This window comes from Streptomyces sp. NPDC127100, assembly GCF_042724095.1.
Lineage (GTDB): Bacteria > Actinomycetota > Actinomycetes > Streptomycetales > Streptomycetaceae > Streptomyces.
Window position 1 is genome coordinate 1 of sequence record NZ_JBHXFL010000017.1, and the last position, 24,348, is coordinate 24,348.

Below are 24,348 nucleotides of genomic sequence, written 5' to 3' on the forward strand. Positions count from 1 at the left end.
GGGGGGGGGGGAGGTGCGCCCCGCCGCCGGCGACCCCGGGTCCTCCGGCGCCGGGCTCCTTTCGATCGGCCCGCCTCCCGGCCGGCCGGGCCGGGTGGGGCACCCGTACACGGGCGGGACGCCGTCCACAGCTCCCGCACCCGCCCGCGCGGCGACGTACGCTGGAGACCCCCCGGCCCGCAGCGCGCGTCGGGCCCGTCGTGTTGTACATCCCCGGACGGAAAGCGCCCCGAATGAGCCTGCACGGTCTGCTCGACGCCGTCGTCAAGGACGCCGCACTCGCGGAAGCGATCACCGCGGCCGCCGACGGCAACCGCATGCACGTCGACCTGGTCGGTCCCCCCGCGGCCCGCCCCTTCTCGGTCGCCGCGCTGGCCCGCGAGACGAGCCGGACCGTCCTGGCGGTGACGGCGACGGGCCGCGAGGCGGAGGACCTGGCCGCGGCCCTGCGCTCGCTGCTGCCGCCCGAGGGCGTCGTCGAGTACCCGTCCTGGGAGACACTGCCGCACGAACGGCTCAGCCCGCGCAGCGACACCGTCGGCCGCCGCCTGGCCGTCCTGCGGCGCCTGACCCACCCGCGGCCCGACGACCCGGAGACCGGCCCGGTCTCGGTCGTCGTCGCACCCGTGCGCTCCGTGCTCCAGCCCCAGGTCAAGGGCCTGGGCGACCTGGAGCCGGTGTCCCTGCGCACCGGGCAGAACGCCGACCTGAACGAGGTCGTCGAGGCCCTCGCCGCCGCCGCGTACGCCCGCGTTGAGCTGGTGGAGAAGCGCGGCGAGTTCGCGGTGCGCGGCGGCATCCTCGACGTGTTCCCGCCCACCGAGGAACACCCCCTGCGCGTCGAGTTCTGGGGCGACGACGTCGAGGAGATCCGCTACTTCAAGGTCGCCGACCAGCGCTCCCTGGAGATCGCCGAGCACGGACTGTGGGCGCCGCCCTGCCGCGAGCTGCTGCTGACCCCCGAGGTCCGCGAGCGGGCCGCCGCCCTCGCCGAGGAGCACCCCGAGCTCGGCGAGCTGCTCGGCAAGATCGCCGAGGGCATCGCCGTGGAGGGCATGGAGTCCCTCGCGCCCGTCCTCGTGGACGACATGGAGCTGCTGCTGGACGTGCTGCCCAAAGGCGCCATGGCCGTAGTCTGCGACCCCGAGCGGGTGCGGACCCGGGCCGCCGACCTGGTGGCCACGAGCCAGGAGTTCCTCCAGGCGTCCTGGGCCGCCACCGCGGGCGGCGGCGAGGCGCCGATCGACGTCGACGCGGCCTCCCTGTGGTCCATCGCCGACGTCCGGGACCGGGCCCGCGAGCTCGACATGATGTGGTGGTCGGTGTCGCCGTTCGCCGCCGACGACGCCCTCGACGAAGCCGACACGCTCAAGCTCGGCATGCGCGCCACCGAGACCTACCGCGGCGACACCGCCAGGGCCCTGGCCGACACCAAGGGCTGGCTGTCCGACGGCTGGCGTGCGGTCTACCTCACCGAGGGCCACGGCCCGGCGTCCCGCACCGTCGAGGTGCTGGGCGGCGAGGGCATCGCCGCCCGCCTCGACAACGACCTGGACGAGCTGTCCCCCGCAGTCGTGCACGTCTCCTGCGGCTCGGTCGACCACGGCTTCGTCGACCCGGCGCTGAGGCTCGTCGTGCTCACCGAGACCGACCTGACCGGCCAGAAGGCCGCCGGCCGCGAGGGCGCCCGGATGCCGGCCCGGCGGCGCAAGACCATCGACCCGCTCACCCTGGAGGCGGGCGACTACATCGTCCACGAGCAGCACGGCGTGGGCCGCTACATCGAGATGGTCCAGCGCACCGTGCAGGGCGCCACCCGCGAGTACCTGGTCGTGGAGTACGCCCCCGCCAAGCGCGGCCAGCCCGGCGACCGGCTGTACATCCCGACGGACCAGCTGGAGCAGATCACCAAGTACGTCGGCGGCGAGGCCCCCACCCTGCACCGCCTGGGCGGCGCCGACTGGACCAAGACCAAGGCCCGCGCGAAGAAGGCGGTCAAGGAGATCGCCGCCGACCTGATCAAGCTCTACAGCGCCCGGATGGCGGCGCCGGGCCACGCGTTCGGCGCCGACACCCCCTGGCAGCGCGAGCTGGAGGACGCCTTCCCCTACGCGGAGACGCCCGACCAGCTCACCACCATCGCCGAGGTCAAGGAGGACATGGAGAAGACGGTCCCCATGGACCGCCTGATCTGCGGCGACGTCGGCTACGGCAAGACCGAGATCGCGGTCCGTGCCGCCTTCAAGGCCGTCCAGGACGGCAAGCAGGTCGCCGTCCTCGTGCCCACCACCCTGCTGGTGCAGCAGCACTTCGGGACGTTCGGCGACCGGTACGCCCAGTTCCCGGTCAACGTGAGGGCGCTGTCCCGCTTCCAGACCGACACCGAGGCCAAGGCGGTCCTGGAGGGCCTGCGCGAGGGCTCGGTGGACGTCGTCATCGGCACCCACCGGCTGTTCTCCTCCGAGACCAAGTTCAAGGACCTGGGCCTGGTCATCGTCGACGAGGAGCAGCGCTTCGGCGTCGAGCACAAGGAGCAGCTGAAGAAGCTCCGCGCCAACGTCGACGTCCTGACCATGTCCGCGACGCCCATCCCGCGCACCCTGGAGATGGCGGTCACCGGCATCCGCGAGATGTCCACGATCACCACCCCGCCCGAGGAGCGCCACCCGGTCCTGACCTTCGTCGGCCCCTACGAGCAGAAGCAGATCGGCGCCGCCATCCGCCGCGAACTGCTGCGCGAGGGCCAGGTCTTCTACATCCACAACCGGGTCGAGTCCATCGACCGGGCCGCGGCGCGGCTGCGTGAGATCGTGCCTGAGGCGCGCATCGCCACCGCCCACGGCCAGATGTCGGAACAGGCCCTCGAGAAGGTCGTCGTCGACTTCTGGGAGAAGCGGTTCGACGTGCTGGTCTCCACGACCATCGTCGAGTCCGGCATCGACATCTCCAACGCCAACACCCTCATCGTCGAGCGCGGCGACAACTTCGGCCTCAGCCAGCTCCACCAGCTGCGCGGCCGGGTCGGCCGCGGCCGCGAGCGCGGCTACGCCTACTTCCTGTACCCGCCGGAGAAGCCGCTGACGGAGACCGCGCACGAGCGGCTCGCGACCATCGCCCAGCACACCGAGATGGGCGCGGGCATGTACGTGGCGATGAAGGACCTGGAGATCCGCGGCGCCGGCAACCTGCTCGGCGGCGAGCAGTCCGGCCACATCGCGGGCGTCGGCTTCGACCTGTACGTGCGGATGGTCGGCGAGGCCGTCGCCGACTACCGGGCCTCGCTGGAGGGCGGTGTCGAGGAGGAGCCGCCGCTCGAGGTGAAGATCGAGCTGCCGGTCGACGCGCACGTCCCGCACGACTACGCCCCCGGCGAGCGGCTGCGGCTCCAGGCGTACCGCGCCATCGCCTCGGCCAACAGCGAGGAGGACGTCAAGGCCGTACGCGAGGAACTCGTCGACCGCTACGGCAAGTTGCCCGAACCGGTGGAGAACCTGCTGCTGGTCGCGGGGCTGCGGATGCTCGCGCGGGCCTGCGGGGTCGGCGAGATCGTCCTCCAGGGCAACAACGTCCGCTTCGCCCCGGTGGAGTTGCGCGAGTCGCAGGAGCTGCGGCTCAAGCGCCTGTACCCGGGCACGGTCGTCAAGGAGACCGCCCACCAGGTGCTGGTGCCGCGCCCCAAGACCGCGAAGGTGGGCGGCAAGCCGCTCCTCGGGCGGGAACTGCTGGCGTGGGTCGGGGAGTTCCTGACCTCGATCCTGGGCTCGTAGCCACCCGCCCGCGCACCGACACGCGAGAAGCCGTCCGGGGACCTCTCTCCCCGGACGGCTTCTCGCGTGCGCGGTGTGAGGGAGCGGCGGGCCTACGGCCGCTCCGGACGGTCACCGCCCCGCTCGCGCCCGAAACCGAGCTGGTCCTCGGCACGCTGCTGCGCGGCGTCGACCTGCTTCTCGTGCTTGCCGCCGGTCCGCTGGTTGACCTGGCGCTCGGCGGCGTCGGACATCTTCCGTGAGCGGTCCTTGTCCTTGCCGGCCATGCTCTTCATCTTGTCGAGGAAGCCCATGCGGCGCTCCTTTCGAGACGGGACTCACCCTCGACCGTACGGCAGATATGTCCCGCATGCCCAGTAACGCCCTCTATGGTCTGGACCTCTTCCTCGCTACGGTGGTGCCGGGAATCCGCAAGGGGAGGGGCGCGCATGAGCCGGCGCAGCAGAATCCGTACCGCATGGGCCGCCGGGGCGGCACTCACGCTGGCCCTGGTCACCGGGTGCGAGGGCCTCGAGGGCGAGGGCACCTCGTCGCCGGGCGCCGGCGCCGAGGCACCGGCCGCGGGGCACGCCGTCAGCCCGCTGCGCAACCCGGACGGGACCAAGCCCGGTCTCGCCCCGGTCGCGGACGACGCCGGCCGGGCCACGGCCCGCAAGCTCATCGAGAGCCTGAGGACCAAGGGGCGCGGCCCCAAGACCGGCTACGACCGGGACGAGTTCGGCTACGCCTGGATGGACACCGCCGACGGGGTGCCACTGGCGAGGAACGGCTGCGATACCCGCATTATCTCTATGCTTCGCGCCGTGATGGATCTGTTCTCGCAGCGTACGTGGGGTGTGGTCAGCTGTGCGTAGTGAGAGGCACATGAGCCACAGGCCGCTGCTTACGCGCGGGAAGAGGGGCGTCCTCACGGTCACCGTTGCCGTCACGCTCGTCGCAGGCTGTGATGGCCTGGAGCCGGGCGGAAGCTCCGCGGGATCCGGACCGGACGCCGCTGCCGGGCAGGCGGCGAGCCCGCTGACGAATCCGGACGGAACGAAGCCGGGGCTCGGCGCGCTCACGTCGGAGGCGGACAGGGCCAACGCGCGCAAGCTCGTCGACGCACTCACGGTCAAGGGGCGTGGGCCGAAGACGGGCTACGAACGGGACAAGTTCGGCTATGCGTGGATGGACACGGCGGACGGGGTGCCGCTGGCGCGGAACGGTTGCGACACGCGGAACGACTTGCTGAAACTTCATGGACAGGACGTCGAGTTCCGTAGGGGTTCCGACTGCGTGGTCGTGTCGATGGACCTGTACGACCCGTACACCGGCAAGGACATCGCCTGGAAGAAGGCGAAGGCCGCCGAGGTGCAAATCGACCATGTGGTGCCGTTGTCGTACGCCTGGCAGATGGGTGCCTCGCGTTGGAGCAAGGAGAAGCGGGAGCAGCTGGCCAACGACGTGCTCAATCTTCTGCCGGTCTCAGGCTCCACGAACTCTGCCAAGCGCGATTCGGGCCCGGCGTCCTGGCTGCCGCCGAACAAGTCGATCCGGTGCTCGTACGCGGTGCGGTTCGCACAGGTCGCGGAAAAGTACGGGCTCCCGGTAACAGCCCCGGACAAGAGCGTGATGCTCAAGCAGTGCGGGAGCTGAGAGGAGCGCGGTGAACTGGGGAAATGCCGTCGCTTTCGGGCTGTGGGCCGCATAGGGTCCATTGCCGTGGCTGACCGCATACAAAAGATCGTGACGAAGCTGCCCGGCATGAAGAGCGTCACCGACGTGTGGAAGACGGCTGACCGCAGTCTCGGGCGGGGAGACGCTGCTTTCGTCGCGGACCTCGCTATTGCGCTCGCCGGGGCCTACGCCTCTGATGCCGGTCGGATATGGCAGTACAGGAGCGTTTTCAACTACTTGCTCCGGCTGCTGGCCACCACGCCTGGTCCCGGCAACGTCGCCCAAGCACTGCGGCTGATTTCTTGCGCAGGGGCCGCTGACAGGAAGCTGGACCGCTATAGCGCCTCCCTGCTGGCCTCCGGCCAGCCGGTCGAGGAACTCGCAGTGGCGTTCACTGGACACGCCACTGAGGAACTTCGGGCGTGCCTGGTCCATGAGCTGGTTCTCAGAGGCGTGGACGTCACGGAGTCACCGGGAGTCGCCGGATGGGCGACGTCGCCGCACTGGAGGCTTCATCCGCTGGGGTGGTTGCCGTTGGCGCTGTCGGAGCTGGAAGGCCAGCCGGATCTGCCGAGCTACAGCGCGCGCGGTGGCAGCCACTCGACGCCGTATGGCCCGCCGGCGAACCGTGAGGTGCCGCGTGATGACCGGGCGCCCGTGCCGCCGGTCGAGGAGACGACGACCGAAGCCGTTGCCAAGGCCACCGGCGTTGCTGTGACGAACTGGGCCGAGGAGTCGAACGGCCGGATCGAAGCACGAGTCTTCGATCTGGCAGCTCCTCTGGAAGCCGAGTCGGTTCCGAGGATGCTGTTGGCACTCGGGCTGAAGTGCTTGGAAGGCGCAGGGACGAAGAAGGCCGCCCTATCGGTTGCGGCCTGCCCTCCAGAGCACCCATGGCGGGTTCTCTTCGCCGCCGCATCCACGGGCGGTGCCTACAACTCCGGCGTCCGTGGTGCCTACGGCCGACTGGCCGCCTGGCAGTCCATGGCCAGCCTCTCCGGTACGGAACAGGGCTGCCGCGCGGAAGAGGTCGAGGCGAGTGCACGGGCATGCGCTTGGTATGCCTTTGGCGCCGATACCAAGTGGTTCGACCGTGTGGCCTGGGACATCGGCCTCGTCGCGGTCTCTCCAGAACGCCGACGACTGGCGATGCTGGCCGCGACGGACACCGACTGAGCGCGGTCCTGACCGGCGCGTGAGTCAATTCCTGACCACTTCGCCGACCTCCTCGCGGCTGTCCCGAAGACGGTATGAAAGCCGGACAGCCGCGAGTGGGCGGTATCGCAAGGGCTACGGAGACGGAACAGCCCGCATGGCACGGCGGAGACCGGCTCGTGCGGCGGTGAGGTCGTCCTCCGCCTCACGCAGTTGACCCTCCAGGGCGGCGATCTGATCCCTGGCCTCTGACAACGCTTGCTCCAGCGCGGTATTCCGCTGCTCGATCTGCTGTACCCGCTCGACCAGCTCGTGCTGGTTCACGCCCTCCAATTCGGCGCCCAGAGACAGCCTGACCCGGTTACGGAGCCGATCGCGCTCCTTCTTGAGGTCCTTGATCTCTTCGCGGGCCAGTGCGAGATCCGTCCGCAACCCGGCCGGAGACACCTGGGACGCTTCCGGAGCATGGGAGTTCTGGCGACCCCGCGTTCGCTGGGCGGTGATGCCGTCCTGAACGGCCTGGTGCACCTGCGGCTGGTTGTAGACGAACCACGTGGATACCGAGGCCTCCCGGGCTACTTGGGCGACGGTGATTCGTCGTCCCAAGCGGAGAAGACCGTCCACGGTGTCGAGTGCACGCCTGGTCTTGTCTTCGCTGTCCTTGGCGCGGCTGACGCGCAGCCGCTCGACCCGGGCGTGCCGGTCGTTGCCGCCGGAAGCAGCAGGGATTTTCATTCCGAGCTCCGTGCCGTCAGCGCCTGCAGAGGGATGAAGGCCGCTGCCGCGCGGGCCTTGCGCAGCTCGCTTGAGGCGGATTCGACGGTGGCCCGCTCCTCGGCGGGCAGGGCGTCGAGCTTCCGCCGCATCTCGTCGGCCGACTTCGAGTAGGCGCGGATCTGGTCGTCGAGATTGCGCACAACCCAGTCGGCGGCCTCCATGGCGAGGGCCGCTTCCTTGTCGGCGCGCAAGTCCGCGACCTGCTGTTCCAAGGCGGGGAGGTAGGAGGGATCGGGGCGGTAGAAGTCGCACCCGGCGCACTGGAAGCGGATGCGGCAGTGCCCGCCGCCGGCCTTGACGTTGCTCGGCTCGGTGCAGCCGCCGTAGGGAACCCCGACGCTTTCCACCTCGTAGGCGAGGGGATCGCCGAATCCGCGGGCTGCTCCGTGCCGGTCGACGGCGAGTGCCGCGACCGTGCGCACGGCCTCCTGCTTTCGGCTGAGGGAGACCTTGTAATAGCCCATGGTCACGTCCAGCGAACGGTGATCCATGAGTTCCCGCAGCACGTCGGGGCGGGTGCCCGCGTCCGCATGGCGCTGGGCGTAAGCGTGGCGGAAGCCGTACGGGACGACCTGGGTGCGGTCGTAGGCGAGTGGGGTGCCGTCCTTGCCGATCCGGTCGTCCACGAGGTCTGGGATCAGTTCGTCGACCCAGTTCCGGAAGATCCGGTTGCAGAAATGCGAAGCGTTCAGATGCCCGCGCCGCGGACGGTTGCGCTGTCCCGGCGAGGGAAACAGCCACTGGCCGCAGGCCGGGACGGCTGGTAGTGCATCGAGTGCTTTCTGCCAGGCTTCGATCACCTGGGCAGTGCTCTCCGAGATGGGCAGCCGACGGCCGTGGCGGCGCCGTTTGTGGTTGTCGTAGATCAGCGTCGGTTTGCCGTCGATCCGCTCCAGGCAGTCGCGGCGCAGGCTGGTGATCTCGCCCGGACGCCGGCCGGTGTCCCGGAGGACCGCGTAGACCACCTGGTACATCCGCGCGAAGTCGGCGGCCGCCCAGCCGCCGCTCGCGTACCCCGTCGAGGTGCCCAGCAGATCGAGGTGCGCGTCGAGCTGGGCGATGACGTGTTCGGGGATCGCACGGCCGAGATCGTCCTCGGCCACTTCCACGGCGGCGATGCTGTGGAAGCGGGGGTTGAGCGCGAACCCGCCGGGCACGTGATCCATCATCCCGGCCTGCCGTGCGTAGTCCAGAAACGTGCGCCAGTGGCGGAGCAGGGCTCTGCGGTGGCTGGTGGAGTAGTCGTGCCCGTCCTCGGGCCGCTTGGTGATGCGGAACATGTCCACTACGGCGTTCATGTCAGCCATGGCGAGGAGCCCCGGCTCATCCCCGTGGGGGCGGCCTGCCAACGCGGAGGACGCGATGGTCGCCGCGTAGACGGTCTGCCGTAGGTCCATGACGTTGGGGCGCGCCGTGCGGCCGTACTCCTTGACCAGCTCCCGCAGCCAACGCTGCCGCACCGGACGGAAGTCGATCTCGCCGTGGACAGCGGCGTACTTGCGACCGCGTCCGGCCGTCAGCCCGATGAGAGCGCACTCCCATATGTCGCCCGAGGTCGGATCGGTGCCCTCGAACTCGACGCGTGCGCGTCGGACGTGCAGGAGAACACCGTTCAGGACGCCGGAGGCCGCAGCCGGAAGCCCGGAGGAGAAAGAGGCGTCCAGTTCAAGGAGCGAGCCGAGTCCGGAGGGGAGGCCGGCCACGATGCGGCGCACTCGCTGGGGGACCAGGCTGATGCCGGCGTCGTCGCGCTGCTGGAGCCCGTACAAGAGCTCCTGGCGGACCGCCGGGCTCACATCGGCGAGCGAGAACTGGGAGACGCCTGGCATCGCCCCGTTCGCGGAGTTGTTGGGCTTGCGGCGGGACGGATCCGGGGTGTGCGTGGTGTCGAAGTCCGCAGGGTTCCCGAGGAGGTAACGGGCTTTCCGGCAGGCGTCGCAGCGGGATCCGTTGCTCGCCACATGGGTGGTGCAGAAGGCGACGGAGCAGACGAACACGCTGGTCGTCGGACTACCGGGATCGGCAGTGAACAGTGCCTGAACGGGGTCCCACTCATCTGCCCGCCAGCCCGACGGGAGGCGCGCCGCGAGCCATGATGACCACTCCGGTTCAACGGAGACGGAGGCAACGACAGCCGAGCGGAGAGGCGCAATGGTCATCGCAGCAGCTCCGAGGCGAGACTGTCGACGGCTGCGACGGCCGCGCGGAGATCCTCGTCCCGGGCGTGCACGTACACGGCTGTGCTCGCCGACGAGGCATGGCCCAGGAGTGTCTGCACGACGTCCGGAGCGACCCCGTTGCGGATCCAGCGGGTGGCGGCAGTGTGCCGCATCATGTGCGGCCGGGCGGTCAGACCACAGCGCCTCCCGATCCGTTCGACCACTTGCTTGGCGTTGGAGTACGACAGGGGGCGTCCCGCGTGGACGCCGACGAGGTTGACGAAGACGTAGTCACAGTCGGCGGAGCTGGCCACCTGCTCACGCTCGGCGAGATGATCGCGATACCGATGCACCACCTCTGGCGTCAGCGGAACCATGCGAGGACGCCCGGCTTTGGCCCGTGCCCCGTTGACGTTGTCCTGCCGAGGCCTGACGTGCAGGTGCGCGCCACCGGTCCGGCAGCCGAGATGGGTGGAGTCGGGGAGCAGATGCATGTCCTCGCGCCGCAGTCCGAGGGCTTCGCCGATGCGCACGCCTGCCTCCAGGAGGACGGTCAGCAGCAGCCGGTCACGCGCGGTGCGAGCGGCGTCGAGGATCTGATCAGTCTGGGCGCGGGTGAGCGTCTGCGGCGCCCGCGCGATCTCCGGCGCCTTCAGGACGCGGGCTTTGACCATCAGGTGCTGGCCGCCCTCGCCGGGATCGAAGCCGGCCGGGGCGTGTGCGAGGAAGCGGGGCTCGCTGAGACGCGCGGCGACTTCGTGGGCCACGTGTCCCTGGACGGCGCAGAAGCGGAGGAACTCGCAGACCGCGGTGAGCGTGGCGTTGACCGTTCTGCCGGTCGGAGGCCGCCCGTACCGGGTCGGTGTCCGCTCGACGTGGAACTTGAACAGGCTCATGTCCCCGAGTCGGACGGTCTGCCAGTCGGTGCCCCGCTCAGTGCACCAGTTGAGGAAGCGGCCGATTCTGGGGACGTATGCGCGCTGTGTCTGCGGTGACCGCCCGGCTCCGCGCAGGTACAGGGAGAACTCACGGGCCTCGGGGTGAGGCGCGTAAGTCTCCTCGTCGACCAGCAGCCAGGTGACCTCGCCGGTGGTGGGCGACACGGCCTTCTCTGCACGTAACGTCACGGGATCTGCTTCCTGTCTCCGTTGTCACTCATGTGCCTCATGGCATGACTGATAACTGCGAGAGACAGGAAGGGGTTACGGCTGTGCCTCATGTGCATCGAGGCCAGGAGGGCGATAGAGATAACCCGCAACGACCTGCTGCGACGCGACGGCCAGGACGTGCGCTTCCGGTCCGGCTCCAACTGTGTGGTCGTCGCGATGACGCTGGACGACCCGTACACCGCCACGACCATCGAGTGGCGCAAGCAGAAGGCGAGCGAGGTCCAGATCGACCACGTGGTGCCGCTGTCGTACAGCTGGCAGCTGGGCTCCTCGCGGTGGCCGGAGAGCAAGCGCAGGCAGCTCGCGAACGACCCCCTCAACCTCATCCCGGTCGAGGGCCGGGCCAACTCGGCCAAGAGCGACTCCGGGCCGGCCACCTGGCTGCCCCCGAGCAAGGGCATCCGGTGCGCGTACGCCGTCCGGTTCGCCCAGGTCGCCGTCAAGTACGAACTGGCGGTGACCGCGCCGGACCGGCAGGCGATGCTGCGGCAGTGCGGCGGCTGAGCCGGGCCGCGCCGCCTCAGCCGCCCAGCGCGTCCAGGTCCAGGACCGTCCCGGAGGGCGCCTTCGCGGCCACCGGCTCGTCGTAGGCGCTGAGGGTCATCGTGCCGGGGTCCTGCTTCGACGCGCTGTCGAAGCGCAGCAGGTACGGCTTGCCCTCGGTGGCGACGTAGAGCGTGTTGCGGTCCGCGCCGTCCTTCTCGTGCAGGACGAGCGCGGGCGTGCCGCCGACGGTGGTGGACTCGCCGCGCGTCACGTCCTGGCCGGCGCCCTCCATCTCGCCGAGCATGGTGTCCAGGTCGCAGAAGCCCGTCATGTCCTTGGCGTCCTGGCCGCCGGCGGACATCTTGGTCCACCGGCCGGCCAGCATCGCCACGGCCGCGTCGGTGTCCGCCTGGGGCTCGCCCTCGCTCTGGGCGCGCAGGAACTTCTCGTCGTACTTCATGTAGAGCGTGCCGCCGGTCCTGACCAGCTCGGCCTGGCCCTGCCCGTCCATGCTCATCGTGCCGGCGCACTCGCCCTGCCGGTCCATGGCCATGTCGATCCGGATGGTGCCGCCGCTCTCGTCGTCGGGGACGTCGCCGGTCATGCGCAGCGAGCGTGCCCCGGTGGTGGCCTCGACGGCCCGGTCGGCGATCTCCGCCCCGGTCAGCCCGGCGAACGGGTCCGCGGACGCGGCCTTCGACGCCGGCTTCGACGCGGACGCGGTGGCCGGTGTGCCCGAACCGCCGGACCGGTCGTCGTCCGTGCCCGACTGGCAGCCGGCGAGTCCGGCGGTGGTCGTCGCCACGAGGCAGAGGGCGACGAGTGTGGTGCGCCGCATGGGGGCTCCTTGATGGTGCTGGGGGTGGATCGGGAGGGGTCGGCGGTGGACCGGTGGGGCCGGGCCCCGGGGGGTGCGCGGCGGGTCAGCCGGTCTTCTTCCAGTCCGAGCAGCCGACCGTCTTGAAGTAGGCGTCCGAGGCGCTGATGCGCACGACCGCCGTGCCGGACACGTTGTTGTTGGCGATGATCGACTCGAGCGAGTGGGCGGCGTCCTTGGTGCGCTCCCAGTAGCACATGTCGTCGGTGTTGCCCGTGGACTTGTAGGTGCCGGGGGCGATGTCGGTGCCGACCGCGAACATGCCGCCGTCCCCGGACATCGTGGCGGCGGGAGTGCCCTTCGCCTTCGGGTCGACCGCCTCCCAGTCGCCGCAGCCGTTCGACTTGAAGAACTTGTCGGTGGCCTGGACGGTGACGTAGGAGGTGCCGGTCACGTTGTCGTTGGCCAGCAGGGAGTCCAGCTCGCCCGACGCGTCCTTGGCGCGTTCCCAGTAGCACATGCCGTCCGTGTTGCCGGTGGTGCGGTAGGTGCCGGGCTTGACGTCCGAGCCGACCTCGAAGTCGCCGTCCCCCTCGAAGGCGGCCTTCTTCTCCGCCTTCGCCGTGTCCGCGCCCTCGGCCGCACCCGCGTCCTTCTCGCTGCCGGCCTGCTGCCCCGCGGACGCGGAAGAGCCCTTGACGTCGGACCCGCCGTCGTCGCCGCCGGAGTTCGCCGAGACGGCTCCGATGACGACGATCCCCACGACGGCGCCCAGCGCGACCTTGCCCTTCATGCCCATGGCTGTGTCCCCTCCCGTACGGCGACCGCCTCCTGTCGGCGTTCGCTCGTTGGCGAGGTCAATAAGAACAGAAGCTGTGAACCGAGTCAACCAGGCTCACAGGGTGGAGTGAGTACACGCCCGTGAATGCGTCGCTCCATGCGGTCCTCGGTATGCTCGTCGCCACACTGGACGAGGGGAGCCGTGCGGGTGCAGGACAACGCGACAGAAGTGACCGCCGCCGGAATCGCGCGGCTCGCCGGCGTCGGCCGCGCCGCCGTGAGCAACTGGCGCCGCCGGCACGCGGACTTCCCCAAACCCGTCGGCGGCACCGAGACCAGCCCCTCCTTCGCCCTCGCCGACGTCGAGCAGTGGCTGCGCGACCAGGGCAAGCTCGCCGAGGTCCCCCTGCGCGAACGCGTCTGGCAGCAACTCGCCGGCCACCCCGACGGCCCGGTCACGGCCCTCACCCACGCCGGCTGCCTCCTCCTGCTCATCCACGACCGCCCCACCGACTGGCTGGACCTGAGCGCCGGCTCCGACGAGCGCCTCGCCGCCCTGCTGCCCGCCGCACTCGACCAGGTGCTCACCCCGCGCTTCGGCACCGACCGCGACCGCACCGTCCCCACCCCGGTCAGCCCCCGGCTGCTCCCCTCCGTCCCCCTCCTGCGCGGCACCGCCGAACTCGCCGCGGCCCAGGGCGCCCGGCAGACGTACGAGTTCCTGCTCGGCCGGCACCTCGACGCCAACCCGCGGCACTACACCCTCACCCCGGCCTCCCTCGCCGAGCTGATGGCCGAACTCGCCGGCCCCGCCCGGACGGTGCTCGACCCCGCCTGCGGCACCGGCACCCTGCTCCGCGCCGTCGCCGCCCGCCCCGGCCAGGAGCAGTACGGCCAGGACAGCGCCCCCGAACTCGCCGCGCTCACCGGACTGCGGCTCGCCCTCAGCACGACGGCCGCCGTGCGCATCGCCGCCGGCGACACCCTGCGCGCGGACGCCTTCCCCGAGCTGCGCGCCGACGCCGTCCTGTGCCACCCGCCGTTCAACGAGCGCAACTGGGGGCACGACGAACTCGCCTACGACACCCGCTGGGAGTACGGCTTCCCGGCCCGCACCGAGTCCGAGCTGGCCTGGGTGCAGCACGCCCTCGCCCGCCTGACCGACGGCGGCACGGCCGTCCTCCTCATGCCGCCCGCCGCCGCCTCCCGCCGCTCCGGCCGCCGCATCCGCGCCGGCCTGCTCCGCCTGGGCGCGCTGCGCGCCGTCGTCGCCCTGCCGGTCGGCGCCGCGCCGCCGTACAACATCCCGCTCCACCTGTGGGTGCTGCGGCGCCCCGAGAAGGCGCCCGCGCAGCCCGAGGTACTCCTGGCCGACGTGGGGCAGTTCGCCGGCGAGGGACGCGGCGGACCGGACTGGCGGGCCGTGCGGGAAGCCGTGCTCGACGCCTGGCGGGACTTCGACCGCGCCGGGCACCTCGACGAACGCCCGGGCCTGGCCCGCTCCCTGCCCGTCATCGAACTCCTCGACGACGACGTCGACCTCGCCCCCGCCCGCCGGCTGCCGCCGCCCACCGCCGCCGACGGCGCCGAACAGCTCACGGACGTACGCGAACGCCTCGGCGAGACCCTGCGCCTGGCCGCCGACCTCACCCCGCCGCCCGCCGGCCACGCACGGACGGCACCCCGCTGGCCCCTCACCACCGTCGGCGAACTCGCCCGCGGCGGCGCCCTGAGGATGCGCACCGGCACCAACGGCGGCCACGCGCGCGTGCCCGTCCTCACCGACCTCGACGTCCTCGCCGGCACCGGCCCCTCCGGCACCCTCCCGGAGAGCGACGAGGAACCCGTGCTCACCGAGCCCGGGGACGTCGTCCTGCCCGTCCTCGGCGGCGACTCCGTCGCCCGCGTGATCGACGACGCCACCGCCGGCGCCGCCCTGGGACGCCACCTCGTCCTGCTGCGCCCCGACCCGGCCGCGCTCGACCCCTGGTTCCTCGCCGGGTTCCTGCGCGGCACCGCCAACAACCGCCAGGCCAGCAGCTACGCCTCCACCGCCACCCGCCTCGACGTGCGCCGGCTCCAGCTCCCCCGGCTCCCGCTCGACGCACAGCACCGCTACGGAGCCCGCTTCCGCGCCCTCGACGAGTTCGAGCGGGCGCTCAGGCACGCGGGCCGCCTCGGCGAACAGCTCGTACGCGGCATGTACGACGGCCTGACGGACGGCACGGTCACCCCCGACTGAGGCCCCGGGCACGCGAAGTGACCAGCACGACAACGGTTCGGTACAACCCGGGGCCGGTTGTCCTCGTCGGCCTATACGCTCGATGCCGACAACGTCGGTCCACGTCCCAGGTACCAGGAGCAGCCATGCATGGCCACGGCTACCAGCAGCCGTCGAAGCAGCCACCCCGGACGGGCTGGCTGGTCTTCCTGCGCGTGCTGTTCGTGGCCCTCTCCGTCCTCACCATCGGCCTGCTGGCCTGGACGATGCTGCTGCGCCTCGCGATCGTCACGCGCAAGGGCCTGGACTGGGGCCTGTTCGTGGCCTCGCTCGCCGCCGACGCCCTCGCACTCGTCCTCATCGGCACCGAGCCCGGCGACGAGATCCACACCGCCGGCGGCTGGACGGGCATGGCCCTGCTGTTCGGCACACTCGTGGCCGCCCTGGCGTACTACCTGGCGGCCGACGTCCGCCACTTCCACCAGCTCCGCTACGGGGCCGGCCACCCGCCGCGGCCCGTACCGGGATACGGCTACCCGCAGCCCCCGGCGGCGCCCTACACCGCCACCACCGCCCCGCAGACGGCCCACCGGCCGGTCGCACCGCACCCCCTCCACACCCCGCCCCCGATGCCGCCGGCGCCGGCCCACATACCGACGCCTCCGCCGGCCCGGACCCCGCCCCCGCACACCCCCGCCCCCGCCCGCATCGACCAGGTCCGCGCCGAACTCGACGAGCTCAGCGACTACCTCCGCAGGCACGACGGCAACGGCGACCACGAGGGCCCGCGGTGACCGTGACGACGGGACGGGTCGTCGCCGGCCGCTACGAGCTGTCCACGCTCATCGGACAGGGCGGCATGGGACAGGTCTGGACGGCCTACGACCAGCGGCTCGACCGGCGCGTCGCCGTGAAGCTGCTGCGCCCCGACAAGGTCGCCGGCCAGGAGGCCGACGAACTGCGGCGCCGGTTCGTGCGCGAATGCCGGGTGACCGCACAGGTCGACCATCCGGGTCTGGTCACCGTGCACGACGCGGGCAGCGAGGGCGAGGAACTCTTCCTCGTCATGCAGTACGTCGACGGCGCCGACCTCTCCGACCACCTCGCCGAGCACGACCCCTACCCCTGGCAGTGGGCCGTCGCCGTCGCCGCCCAGCTCTGCGCCGTCCTCAGCGCCGTGCACGCCGTGCCGATCGTCCACCGCGACCTCAAGCCGCGCAATGTGATGGTGAAGCAGGACGGCACCGTCACCGTCCTCGACCTCGGCGTCGCCTCCGTCATGGACGCCGACACCACCCGCCTCACCCACACCGGCACCCCCATAGGCTCGCCCGCCTACATGGCCCCCGAACAGGCGATGGGCGGCGCCGTCGGCCCCTACACCGACCTGTACGCACTCGGCGTCCTCCTGCACGAACTGCTCAGCGGCGACGTCCCCTTCGCCGGCTCCACCGCGCTCGGCGTCCTCCACCGGCACCTGTACGAACCGCCGCTGCCCGTGCGCCGCGTCCGCCCCGAGGTCCCCGAGGCCCTCGAAGCACTCGTCCTGCGCCTGCTCGCCAAGGACCCGCAGCACCGCCCCGCCTCCGCCCAGGAGGTCTACGAACACCTGGCCCTGCTGCTGCCCGCGCGCGGCATGCCCACCGGCGGCCCCCTCGACCCCACCCGCCCCTTCGTGCGCCCGCACGCCCCCTGGCCCGACCGCGCCCGCACCCCCGCACCCCAGCCCGCCCCGGCACCCCCCGTCGCCGAGGCCGGCAAGCCCGACGTCGCCCGCGCCGTCGACGACGTCAAACGCCTCCTCGGCGAGGGCCGCATCACCCAGGCCGTCGACATCCTTGGCGCGATCCTGCCCGCCGCCGCCGAACAGCACGGCGAACGCTCCCCGGTCGTCCGCACCCTGCGCAAGCAGTACGCCGCCACCCTCATGGACGACGGCCAGTACCGCCGCGCCCTGCCCGAACTGCGCCGCCTCGCCGACGAACGCGCCGCCGAGGCCGGTCAGGCCGACCCGCAGTCCCTGCGCCACCGCTACGACGCCGCCCAGTGCCTGGAGCAGCTCGGCGAACCGGCCGCCGCCCTCGCCGAGTACCGCGCCCTGCTGCCGTACTACGAGAACCAGTACGTCGCCGGCGACCCCGACCTCGCCCACGACGTCCGCCGCCGCATCGGCCACCTGCTCCTCGCCCTCGGCGACCGCGCCGCCGCCCACGAGACACTGGCCCGGCTCCTGCACGACGTGGACCGCGTCCACGGCCCCGGACACCCCCTCGCGGCCGAGATCCGCCGCACCCTCGAGTGGCTCGGCCAGGTACGCGGCTAGGGCCTGTCGTCCGGATCACGCCGGCGGCGCGGCGGTGCCCGAAGTCCCCGTGAATCGTTGGTCGAATGGGTTGGCCAAAGCCGGGCCACTGCCTACCATCGATCATCGCAAGACTTTGTGCACCGTCGCACAATCTCCTCGGGAGGTTTCCTTGCACCGCCGCCGTCGCACCGCGCTCCTCCTCACCGCAGCGATCGCCGCCGCGGCACCCCTGCTCACCGCCTGCGGGAACGACGCGCATCCCGGCGCGGCCGCCGTCGTCGGCGACCAGCGGATCACCGTCGCCCAGCTGGAGAACCGGGTCGACGAGGTACGCGAGGCGCAGCGGGCCGCCGTCCCGGACGAGACCCAGTACCAGCAGGTCGTCGCCCGCAGCGGCACCCTCACCCGCGACACCCTGCACGGCATGGTCCTCGACCGGGTCCTGCACCGCGCCGCCCAGGACGCGGGCGTGACCGTCACCCGCAAGGAGGTCCAGCAGATGCGCACCGGGCTGGAGCAGCAGGCCGGGGGCGCCAAGGAGCTGGAGACCGTCTGGCTCCAGCAGTACGGCGTCGCCCCCGAGCGCCTCGAGGAGAACCTCCGCCTCCAGCTCGAGGCCCAGAAGCTCGCCGAGCACCTCGGCACCGACACCAGCCGCCCCGAGTTCTGGCAGGCCCTGTCCAAGGCGTCCAAGCAGCTCGACATCGACCTCAACCCGCGCTACGGCACCTGGGACGTCCAGAAGAGCAGCCGCGTCGACGCGACGGCACCGTGGGTGCGGGAGGTCGCGGAGGCCGGGAACCAGCCGGCGTAGCGCTCCCGCCGGGGACCGCCTCGCGCCGGACGGCTCACGGGCCGGCCGGCGCCGTGCGTTACGTTCGGACCGTGAACGCAACCAGCGCCGACCCCGCTCCCGGTACCGGCTCCGGCCCGGGCCGCATCGTCCTGCTCACCACCAGCCACCGCGTCGCCCCCGGCCTGCTGTCCTGGCCCGCCTGGCAGGCGCTGCGCACGGCCGACCGCGTGCTGTGCGCCGACGCCGCGCACCCGCAGCTGCCGTACCTGCGCGAGGCGGGCGTCCGGGTCGACGAGGCGTCCCCGGCGGCGGAGGAGCTGGTCGGCGCCTGCGAGGGCGGCCGCACGGTGGTCGTCGTCGCGACCGGTGAGGGCGAGCCCGCCCTCACCGACGGCCTGGCCCGCCTGGCCGGCTCCGGCCGCGTCGCCATGCCCGAGCTGGAACTGCTCCCCGCCTCCTACGACCTGCCGGGCGCCCGCCTGCTGGACCTCGTCCAGGTCATGGACCGCATCCGCGTGGAATGCCCCTGGTCCTCGCAGCGGACCCACCAGGGCCTGGCCAAGTACGCCATCGAGGAGGCCTACGAACTCGTCGAGGCCATCGAGGACGGCGACCGCGACGAACTGCGCGAGGAACTGGGCGACGTCCTCCTCCAGGTCGTCTTCCACGCCCGGATCGCCGAGGAGGACCCCGAGGCGCCGTTCTCCGTGGACGACGTCGCGGCCACCATCGTCACCAAGCTCATCCACCGCCACCCGCACGTCTTCGGCGACGAGACGGCGACCACGCCGGAGGAGGTCCGGGAGCACTGGCTGCGCACCAAGGCGGTGGAGAAGCGGCGCACCTCGGTCACCGAGGGCGTCCCCCTCGGCCAGCCCGGCCTGGCCCTCGCCGCCAAGCTGGCCTCCCGGGTCCGCACGGCGGGCCTCCGGGTGCCGCTCCCCACGGGCGAGGGCGTCGGTTACGACCTCCTGGCCCTGGCCGCCCGCGCCGAGTCCGAGGGCACGGACCCGGAGGCGGCCCTGAGGGCGGCGGCCCGGACGTACCGGGACGCGATCAGGGAGGTCGAGGGGTGACCGGCCGCACCGACCCCGGCGGTCCGGCTCCCGAGCTGTTCACCTGGGAGTTCGCCAGTAATCCCTACCCGGCGTACGCCTGGCTGCGCGAGCATGCTCCGGTGCACCGGACGACGCTGCCCAGCGGCGTGGAGGCGTGGCTGGTCACCCGGTACGCCGACGCCCGGCAGGCCCTCGCCGACCAGCGGCTGTCCAAGAACCCGGCACACCACGACGAGCCCGCGCACGCAAAGGGGAAGACCGGCATTCCGGGCGAGCGCAAGGCCGAGCTGATGACGCATCTGCTCAACATCGACCCGCCGGACCACACCAGGCTGCGCCGACTGGTCAGCAAGGCGTTCACGCCCCGGCGCGTCGCCGAGTTCGCGCCGCGGGTGCAGGAGCTCGCCGACGGCCTGATCGACCGGTTCGCAGCCACCGGCTCCGCCGACCTCATCCACGAGTTCGCCTTCCCGCTGCCCATCTACGCCATCTGCGACCTGCTCGGCGTCCCCCGCGAGGACCAGGACGACTTCCGGGACTGGGCGGGCATGATGATCCGTCACGGCGGCGGTCCCCGGGGCGGTGTCGCCCGCTCGGTGAAGAAGATGCGGGGCTACCTGGCCGATCTCATCCACCGCAAGCGCGCCGCGCTGCCGGCCGAGCCGGGCCCCGGCGAGGACCTCATCTCCGGTCTCATCCGCTCCTCCGACCACGGCGAGCACCTCACCGAGAACGAGGCCGCGGCGATGGCCTTCATCCTTTTGTTCGCCGGATTCGAGACCACGGTCAACCTGGTCGGCAACGGCACGTACGCCCTGCTCACCCACCCCGGTGAGCGGGCCCGGCTGCAGCACTCCCTTGCCGCCGGCGACCGCGGCCTGCTGGAGACCGGCGTCGAGGAGCTGCTCCGCTACGACGGTCCGGTGGAGCTGGCCACCTGGCGCTTCGCCACCCGGGCGCTCACCATCGGCGGGCAGGAGATCGCCGCCGGCGATCCCGTCCTCGTCGTCCTGGCCGCCGCCGACCGGGATCCGAAGCGGTTCACGGACCCGGACACCCTCGACCTCTCCCGCCGGGACAGCCAGCACCTCGGGTACGGACACGGCATCCACTACTGCCTCGGCGCGCCGCTCGCCCGGCTCGAGGGGCAGACCGCGCTCGCCACACTCCTCACCCGCCTTCCGGACCTGGCCCTCGCCGCGGATCCGGCCGATCTGCGGTGGCGCGGCGGGCTCATCATGCGGGGACTGCGTACCCTCCCGGTGTCGTTCACACCGGTCCCGCCGCGGCCCGGGAGCAGTCCGTCGCCACCGCAAACATGACACGCGCTCAACTCTGTGATCTTCACGTGATCTGCGCGGCATGAACTTGTGACAAGCGATCATCTGCCTATACCTTCACGGATCAGCGTGGCGCCGAGCCTCACTCGCCGCGCCGTCCCCGCTGTCTCGTGAAAGGTCGTCGCATGCTCTCCGGGAACGGTCGTCACCGTCGCCCCCGCCAGGCTCCCGCCCTGGTCGTCGCTGCAGGAGTGACCGGCTCCGCCATCGCGATCCCGCTGCTGGGGGCCACCGGCGCCCACGCGGCCGACGGAACGAACTGGGACCGGGTCGCCGAGTGCGAGACGGGCGGCGCCTGGAGCCAGAACGGTGGCAACGGGTACTACGGCGGCCTCCAGCTCTCCCAGGACGTCTGGGAGCGGTACGGCGGCCTGGGCTACGCGTCGAGCGCCGACCAGGCGAGCCGTTCGCAGCAGATCGCCGTCGCCGAGAAGGTGCTCGCGGACCAGGGCATCGCCGCCTGGCCGACCTGCGGCCTGCTCGCGGGTCTGGGCAACGACTCGGGCAGCGTGACCGACGGCACCCGGGGCTCGGATGACGGGGCGTCGACGCGCAAGGACGGAACGGACGGATCGGGCGCGTCCGGCTCGTCCGGTCTGACCGATTCCACCAAGTCCGCCCCTGAATCGTCCGCTTCGGCGACTCCCTCTCCGTCCCGGTCCCAGTCCCAGCCCTCGTCGCCGTCCGCGTCGGCCACGCCTGACGTCGCGTCGAGCGCGGGGGACGAAACGGCCAAGTCCGACACGTCCTCCGCGTCCGGCGCTCCGGCGGCCGGTGGCGCGCGGGGGTCCGGTGGGGTGGACGCCACCGCATCGAGCGGTGACGAGTCGGACAAGTCGGGGCAGAGCGGCGCCGCTTCGGCGGGCACCGGTACCGACGAGTCCTCGACCGGCCGGCATCGCGGCGGCAGCGCCGAGGAGGGCGCGGCGGACGGCCGCGCCGCGGAGTCGTCCGGGCGGCACGCCTCGCGCGGCGAGGACGCCGCCCGCGGTCTCACGGACGGTTCGTACACCGTCCGTTCCGGGGACAGTCTGTGGGGCATCGCCGACTCCCTTGACCTCAGCGGCGGATGGCGCTCCCTGTACGACGGCAACAAGGACGTCGTGGGTGCCGACCCGGACCACATCCTGCCCGGTCAGACGCTCACGGTCGTGGGCGAACCGGGCGAAAACCAGCGGTAGTTCGCGTCATGGTTCGCGGCTGTATGTCCGTTTTGGATCACGTGAGATATAGGTCTCAGAAGCCGTGATCGTCTTTGAAAATCCGCGGAGCGCGTGTCTACGGTCGTGACCGCTCGCCATCGCGGGCCCCGGCCGTCGCAACGCCGAATCCTGCCAGCGGCGGTACGGGAACAGTCGTCGCGTCAAGCGCCGCAGGCAGGAGCGGGGGACCCAAGGTAAGTGCCGCACCGGGCAGTTCGGCCGGAGCGGCTAGGGGTGGAGCCGAGTCCCGTGAGGGACCCGGCCGGGCAACTCAACCGGCCCGAACCCGACAGCTCACCTCGCAGGCGTCGGTGAGGGGATCAACCATGCTGTTTTCCGGCAAGGGCAAGCACCGTCGTCCGTTCAAGGCCACCCGGGTCATCGCCGTCGCCGGTGTCACCGGTGCGGCCGTCGCCGCCCCGCTGATGGCGGCCGGCAACGCCTCCGCCGCCACCGCCTCCGAGTGGGACACCGTCGCCCAGTGCGAGTCCGGCGGCAATTGGTCCATCAACACCGGCAACGGTTACTACGGCGGTCTGCAGTTCTCGGCGTCCACCTGGGCCGCCTACGGCGGCACGCAGTACGCCTCGACCGCCGACCAGGCGAGCAAGGCGCAGCAGATAGCGGTCGCCGAGAAGGTGCTCGCGAGCCAGGGCAAGGGTGCCTGGCCGGTCTGCGGCACCGGCCTGTCGAGCGCCGCGTACACCGGTGGCTCCGCCGAGAGCCAGGACAGCGGCTCCTCGCAGTCCTCCAGCGGCTCCACGGCCGAGCGCTCCACCGAGCAGAAGGCCTCCCGCTCCTCGGAGCGTCCGGCCGCCGAGAAGCAGGCCGAGCCGAAGGCCGAGAAGAAGACCGTCACCACCCCGACCGGCAAGAAGGTCGAGAAGGGTGACGGCGAGTACAAGGTCGTCAAGGGCGACACGCTCAGCTCGATCGCCGCGGAGCACCACGTCAAGGGCGGCTGGGCGAAGCTGTTCGACCTGAACGACGACATCGTCGACGAGGCCGACCTCATCTACCCGGGCCAGCAGCTGCACCTCAAGTAGGCGGCGGCCCGCCCCTGCTCCCGCCCCGGTGCGTGTTCCCCCGTACGCACCGGGGCGGGTTTTTTCACGCCCGCGGAGCCGGGGGACGGTCCGGGCGGGCCCAGTTTCCGTGAACCGCCTTTGTTCCGTTCGGAAACAATTTACTCTCGGTTCTGTCCATCGGGTGGGCGACCGGCTGGCCGATCGCCCGGAGCCGGTTAGGCTCGTCCCGCAGAGCCGCTGCGGTCCTGCGGACCCGCGTCACACCGAAGCGTCACATTGAAGAAGGAGATGCTCGTGCCGTCCATCGACGTCGTCGTAGCCCGGGAAATCCTGGACTCCCGAGGCAACCCCACGGTCGAGGTCGAGGTCGGCCTCGACGACGGCAGCACGGGGCGTGCCGCCGTTCCGTCCGGCGCCTCCACCGGTGCCTTCGAGGCCATCGAGCTCCGTGACGGCGACCCCAACCGCTACCAGGGCAAGGGTGTCGAGAAGGCCGTCCTCGCCGTCATCGAGCAGATCGGCCCGGAGCTGGTCGGCTACGACGCCACCGAGCAGCGCCTGATCGACCAGGCCATGTTCGACCTGGACGCCACCGACAACAAGGGCTCGCTGGGCGCCAACGCCATCCTCGGCGTCTCCCTCGCCGTCGCGCACGCCGCCTCCGAGGCCAGCGACCTGCCGCTGTTCCGCTACCTGGGCGGCCCGAACGCGCACCTGCTGCCGGTGCCGATGATGAACATCCTGAACGGCGGCTCGCACGCCGACTCCAACGTGGACATCCAGGAGTTCATGATCGCCCCGATCGGCGCGGAGTCCTTCTCCGAGGCGCTGCGCTGGGGCACCGAGGTCTACCACACCCTCAAGAAGGTGCTGAAGGGCAAGGGCCTGGCCACCGGCCTCGGCGACGAGGGCGGCTTCGCCCCGAACCTCGGCTCCAACCGCGAGGCCCTCGACCTCATCCTCGAGGCCATCAAGGAGGCCGGCTACACCCCGGGCGAGCAGATCGCGCTCGCGCTCGACGTGGCCGCGTCCGAGTTCTACAAGGACGGCTCCTACACCTTCGAGGGCAAGGAGCGCTCGGCCGCCGAGATGACCGAGTACTACGCCGAGCTGGTCGAGGCGTACCCGCTGGTCTCCATCGAGGACCCGCTGTTCGAGGACGACTGGGAGGGCTGGAAGACCATCACCGACAAGCTCGGTGACAAGGTCCAGCTCGTCGGCGACGACCTGTTCGTCACCAACCCCGAGCGCCTGGCCCGCGGCATCGAGGACGGCGCCGCCAACGCCCTGCTGGTCAAGGTCAACCAGATCGGCTCGCTGACCGAGACCCTGGACGCCGTGGAGCTGGCCCAGCGCAACGGCTTCAAGTGCATGATGTCCCACCGCTCCGGCGAGACCGAGGACGTCACCATCGCCGACCTGGCCGTCGCGACCAACTGCGGCCAGATCAAGACCGGCGCCCCGGCCCGCTCCGAGCGCGTCGCCAAGTACAACCAGCTGCTGCGCATCGAGGAGATCCTCGACGACGCCGCGGTGTACGCCGGCCGCAGCGCCTTCCCGCGGTTCCGCTCCGCGAACTAGCCGGCACGGCAGGGGCTGAGCGTCACCCCCTGCGGGCAGCGTCGTACGTAC

At 71.5% G+C, this 24,348-nt stretch carries 18 protein-coding genes, 2 pseudogenes and 1 riboswitch; of the genes and pseudogenes, 14 read left to right on the plus strand and 6 right to left on the minus strand.

Features of this window, described 5'->3' with window-relative positions; translation table 11 throughout:
- The first annotated feature begins 233 nt into the window (after positions 1–233).
- Positions 234–3,767: a transcription-repair coupling factor gene (gene mfd / locus ACFWJB_RS17795; protein ID WP_385459051.1), complete on the plus strand. Its 3,534-nt coding sequence runs from the start codon at positions 234–236 to the stop codon at positions 3,765–3,767.
- Between the two features lie 92 nt (positions 3,768–3,859).
- On the opposite strand, the gene ACFWJB_RS17800 is transcribed toward mfd, so the two are convergent.
- The gene (locus ACFWJB_RS17800; protein ID WP_385459049.1) at positions 3,860–4,060 is read right to left on the minus strand and encodes an antitoxin; all 201 of its coding nucleotides are present in this window, start codon (positions 4,058–4,060) and stop codon (positions 3,860–3,862) included.
- A 135-nt stretch (positions 4,061–4,195) separates the two neighbouring features.
- Between ACFWJB_RS17800 and ACFWJB_RS17805 the strand changes: the two are divergent.
- The 3 genes and pseudogenes from ACFWJB_RS17805 to ACFWJB_RS17815 all read left to right on the plus strand — a co-directional run.
- Positions 4,196–4,549: pseudogene (locus ACFWJB_RS17805) on the plus strand (HNH endonuclease); the annotation flags it as partial.
- An 82-nt stretch (positions 4,550–4,631) separates the two neighbouring features.
- Positions 4,632–5,402, plus strand: coding sequence for an HNH endonuclease family protein (locus ACFWJB_RS17810; protein ID WP_386923203.1), 771 nt, complete (start codon positions 4,632–4,634; stop codon positions 5,400–5,402).
- Between the two features lie 66 nt (positions 5,403–5,468).
- Entirely contained in the window at positions 5,469–6,599 is a 1,131-nt protein-coding gene (locus ACFWJB_RS17815) for a DUF6183 family protein (protein WP_386923205.1), read from the plus strand.
- 114 nt (positions 6,600–6,713) lie between these two features.
- On the opposite strand, the gene ACFWJB_RS17820 is transcribed toward ACFWJB_RS17815, so the two are convergent.
- From ACFWJB_RS17820 to ACFWJB_RS17830, 3 genes are read right to left on the minus strand one after another with little or no spacing between them, the layout of a single operon-like run.
- A complete protein-coding gene (locus ACFWJB_RS17820) occupies positions 6,714–7,313 on the minus strand; it encodes a DUF6262 family protein (protein ID WP_386923207.1) in 600 nt (199 codons plus the stop codon).
- Entirely contained in the window at positions 7,310–9,514 is a 2,205-nt protein-coding gene (locus ACFWJB_RS17825; RefSeq protein ID WP_386923209.1) for a tyrosine-type recombinase/integrase, read from the minus strand. The genes ACFWJB_RS17820 and ACFWJB_RS17825 overlap by 4 nt, the downstream gene beginning before the upstream one ends.
- The gene (locus tag ACFWJB_RS17830; RefSeq protein WP_386923211.1) at positions 9,511–10,641 is read right to left on the minus strand and encodes a tyrosine-type recombinase/integrase; all 1,131 of its coding nucleotides are present in this window, start codon (positions 10,639–10,641) and stop codon (positions 9,511–9,513) included. The genes ACFWJB_RS17825 and ACFWJB_RS17830 overlap by 4 nt, the downstream gene beginning before the upstream one ends.
- Before the next feature lie 123 nt (positions 10,642–10,764).
- Between ACFWJB_RS17830 and ACFWJB_RS17835 the strand changes: the two are divergent.
- Positions 10,765–11,187, plus strand: a pseudogene (locus tag ACFWJB_RS17835) (HNH endonuclease family protein); the annotation flags it as partial.
- Between the two features lie 16 nt (positions 11,188–11,203).
- Here ACFWJB_RS17835 and ACFWJB_RS17840 read toward each other — a convergent pair.
- Together ACFWJB_RS17840 and ACFWJB_RS17845 are read right to left on the minus strand one after the other, a co-directional pair.
- A complete protein-coding gene (locus ACFWJB_RS17840; protein WP_386923213.1) occupies positions 11,204–12,007 on the minus strand; it encodes a hypothetical protein in 804 nt (267 codons plus the stop codon).
- 85 nt (positions 12,008–12,092) lie between these two features.
- Positions 12,093–12,785, minus strand: coding sequence for a hypothetical protein (locus ACFWJB_RS17845; protein WP_386923215.1), 693 nt, complete (start codon positions 12,783–12,785; stop codon positions 12,093–12,095).
- Between the two features lie 189 nt (positions 12,786–12,974).
- Between ACFWJB_RS17845 and ACFWJB_RS17850 the strand changes: the two genes are divergently transcribed.
- From ACFWJB_RS17850 to eno, 9 genes are all read left to right on the plus strand, one after another.
- Positions 12,975–15,008, plus strand: a complete 2,034-nt coding sequence (locus ACFWJB_RS17850; protein ID WP_385459041.1) for an N-6 DNA methylase — start codon at positions 12,975–12,977, stop codon at positions 15,006–15,008.
- Between the two features lie 125 nt (positions 15,009–15,133).
- Positions 15,134–15,781, plus strand: coding sequence for a hypothetical protein (locus tag ACFWJB_RS17855; protein ID WP_386923218.1), 648 nt, complete (start codon positions 15,134–15,136; stop codon positions 15,779–15,781).
- A gap of 38 nt (positions 15,782–15,819) precedes the next feature.
- A complete protein-coding gene (pkaE, locus tag ACFWJB_RS17860; RefSeq protein ID WP_385459061.1) occupies positions 15,820–17,310 on the plus strand; it encodes a serine/threonine protein kinase PkaE in 1,491 nt (496 codons plus the stop codon).
- 151 nt (positions 17,311–17,461) lie between these two features.
- A complete protein-coding gene (locus ACFWJB_RS17865) occupies positions 17,462–18,106 on the plus strand; it encodes a SurA N-terminal domain-containing protein (protein ID WP_385459036.1) in 645 nt (214 codons plus the stop codon).
- 71 nt (positions 18,107–18,177) lie between these two features.
- Positions 18,178–19,164, plus strand: coding sequence for a nucleoside triphosphate pyrophosphohydrolase (locus ACFWJB_RS17870; protein ID WP_386923220.1), 987 nt, complete (start codon positions 18,178–18,180; stop codon positions 19,162–19,164).
- A complete protein-coding gene (locus ACFWJB_RS17875) occupies positions 19,161–20,468 on the plus strand; it encodes a cytochrome P450 (protein WP_386923222.1) in 1,308 nt (435 codons plus the stop codon). Before ACFWJB_RS17870 ends, ACFWJB_RS17875 begins: the two co-directional genes overlap by 4 nt.
- A gap of 143 nt (positions 20,469–20,611) precedes the next feature.
- Positions 20,612–21,667 carry a transglycosylase family protein gene (locus tag ACFWJB_RS17880; RefSeq protein WP_386923224.1) on the plus strand — a complete coding sequence of 352 codons (1,056 nt, stop codon included), beginning with the start codon at positions 20,612–20,614 and terminating at the stop codon, positions 21,665–21,667.
- Positions 21,668–21,844: 177 nt separating this feature from the next.
- Positions 21,845–22,011: riboswitch (cyclic di-AMP (ydaO/yuaA leader) on the plus strand.
- Between the two features lie 3 nt (positions 22,012–22,014).
- On the plus strand, positions 22,015–22,734 hold the full coding sequence (locus ACFWJB_RS17885; RefSeq protein WP_385459026.1) for a transglycosylase family protein: 720 nt from the start codon (positions 22,015–22,017) through the stop codon (positions 22,732–22,734).
- Between the two features lie 276 nt (positions 22,735–23,010).
- The gene (gene eno / locus ACFWJB_RS17890; protein ID WP_385459024.1) at positions 23,011–24,297 is read left to right on the plus strand and encodes a phosphopyruvate hydratase; all 1,287 of its coding nucleotides are present in this window, start codon (positions 23,011–23,013) and stop codon (positions 24,295–24,297) included.
- The last annotated feature ends 51 nt before the right edge of the window (positions 24,298–24,348 follow it).

Bases quoted from the DNA above. Each gene is read 5' to 3' on its own strand.
- ACFWJB_RS17885 (WP_385459026.1), top strand. From the start codon at position 22,015: ATGCTGTTTTCCGGCAAGGGCAAGCACCGTCGTCCGTTCAAGGCCACC.
- ACFWJB_RS17855 (WP_386923218.1), top strand. From the start codon at position 15,134: ATGCATGGCCACGGCTACCAGCAGCCGTCGAAGCAGCCACCCCGGACG.
- ACFWJB_RS17800 (WP_385459049.1), bottom strand. From the start codon at position 4,060: ATGGGCTTCCTCGACAAGATGAAGAGCATGGCCGGCAAGGACAAGGAC.
- mfd (WP_385459051.1), top strand. From the start codon at position 234: ATGAGCCTGCACGGTCTGCTCGACGCCGTCGTCAAGGACGCCGCACTC.
- ACFWJB_RS17840 (WP_386923213.1), bottom strand. From the start codon at position 12,007: ATGCGGCGCACCACACTCGTCGCCCTCTGCCTCGTGGCGACGACCACC.
- ACFWJB_RS17825 (WP_386923209.1), bottom strand. From the start codon at position 9,514: ATGACCATTGCGCCTCTCCGCTCGGCTGTCGTTGCCTCCGTCTCCGTT.
- ACFWJB_RS17820 (WP_386923207.1), bottom strand. From the start codon at position 7,313: ATGAAAATCCCTGCTGCTTCCGGCGGCAACGACCGGCACGCCCGGGTC.
- ACFWJB_RS17810 (WP_386923203.1), top strand. From the start codon at position 4,632: ATGAGCCACAGGCCGCTGCTTACGCGCGGGAAGAGGGGCGTCCTCACG.
- ACFWJB_RS17880 (WP_386923224.1), top strand. From the start codon at position 20,612: ATGCTCTCCGGGAACGGTCGTCACCGTCGCCCCCGCCAGGCTCCCGCC.
- ACFWJB_RS17845 (WP_386923215.1), bottom strand. From the start codon at position 12,785: ATGGGCATGAAGGGCAAGGTCGCGCTGGGCGCCGTCGTGGGGATCGTC.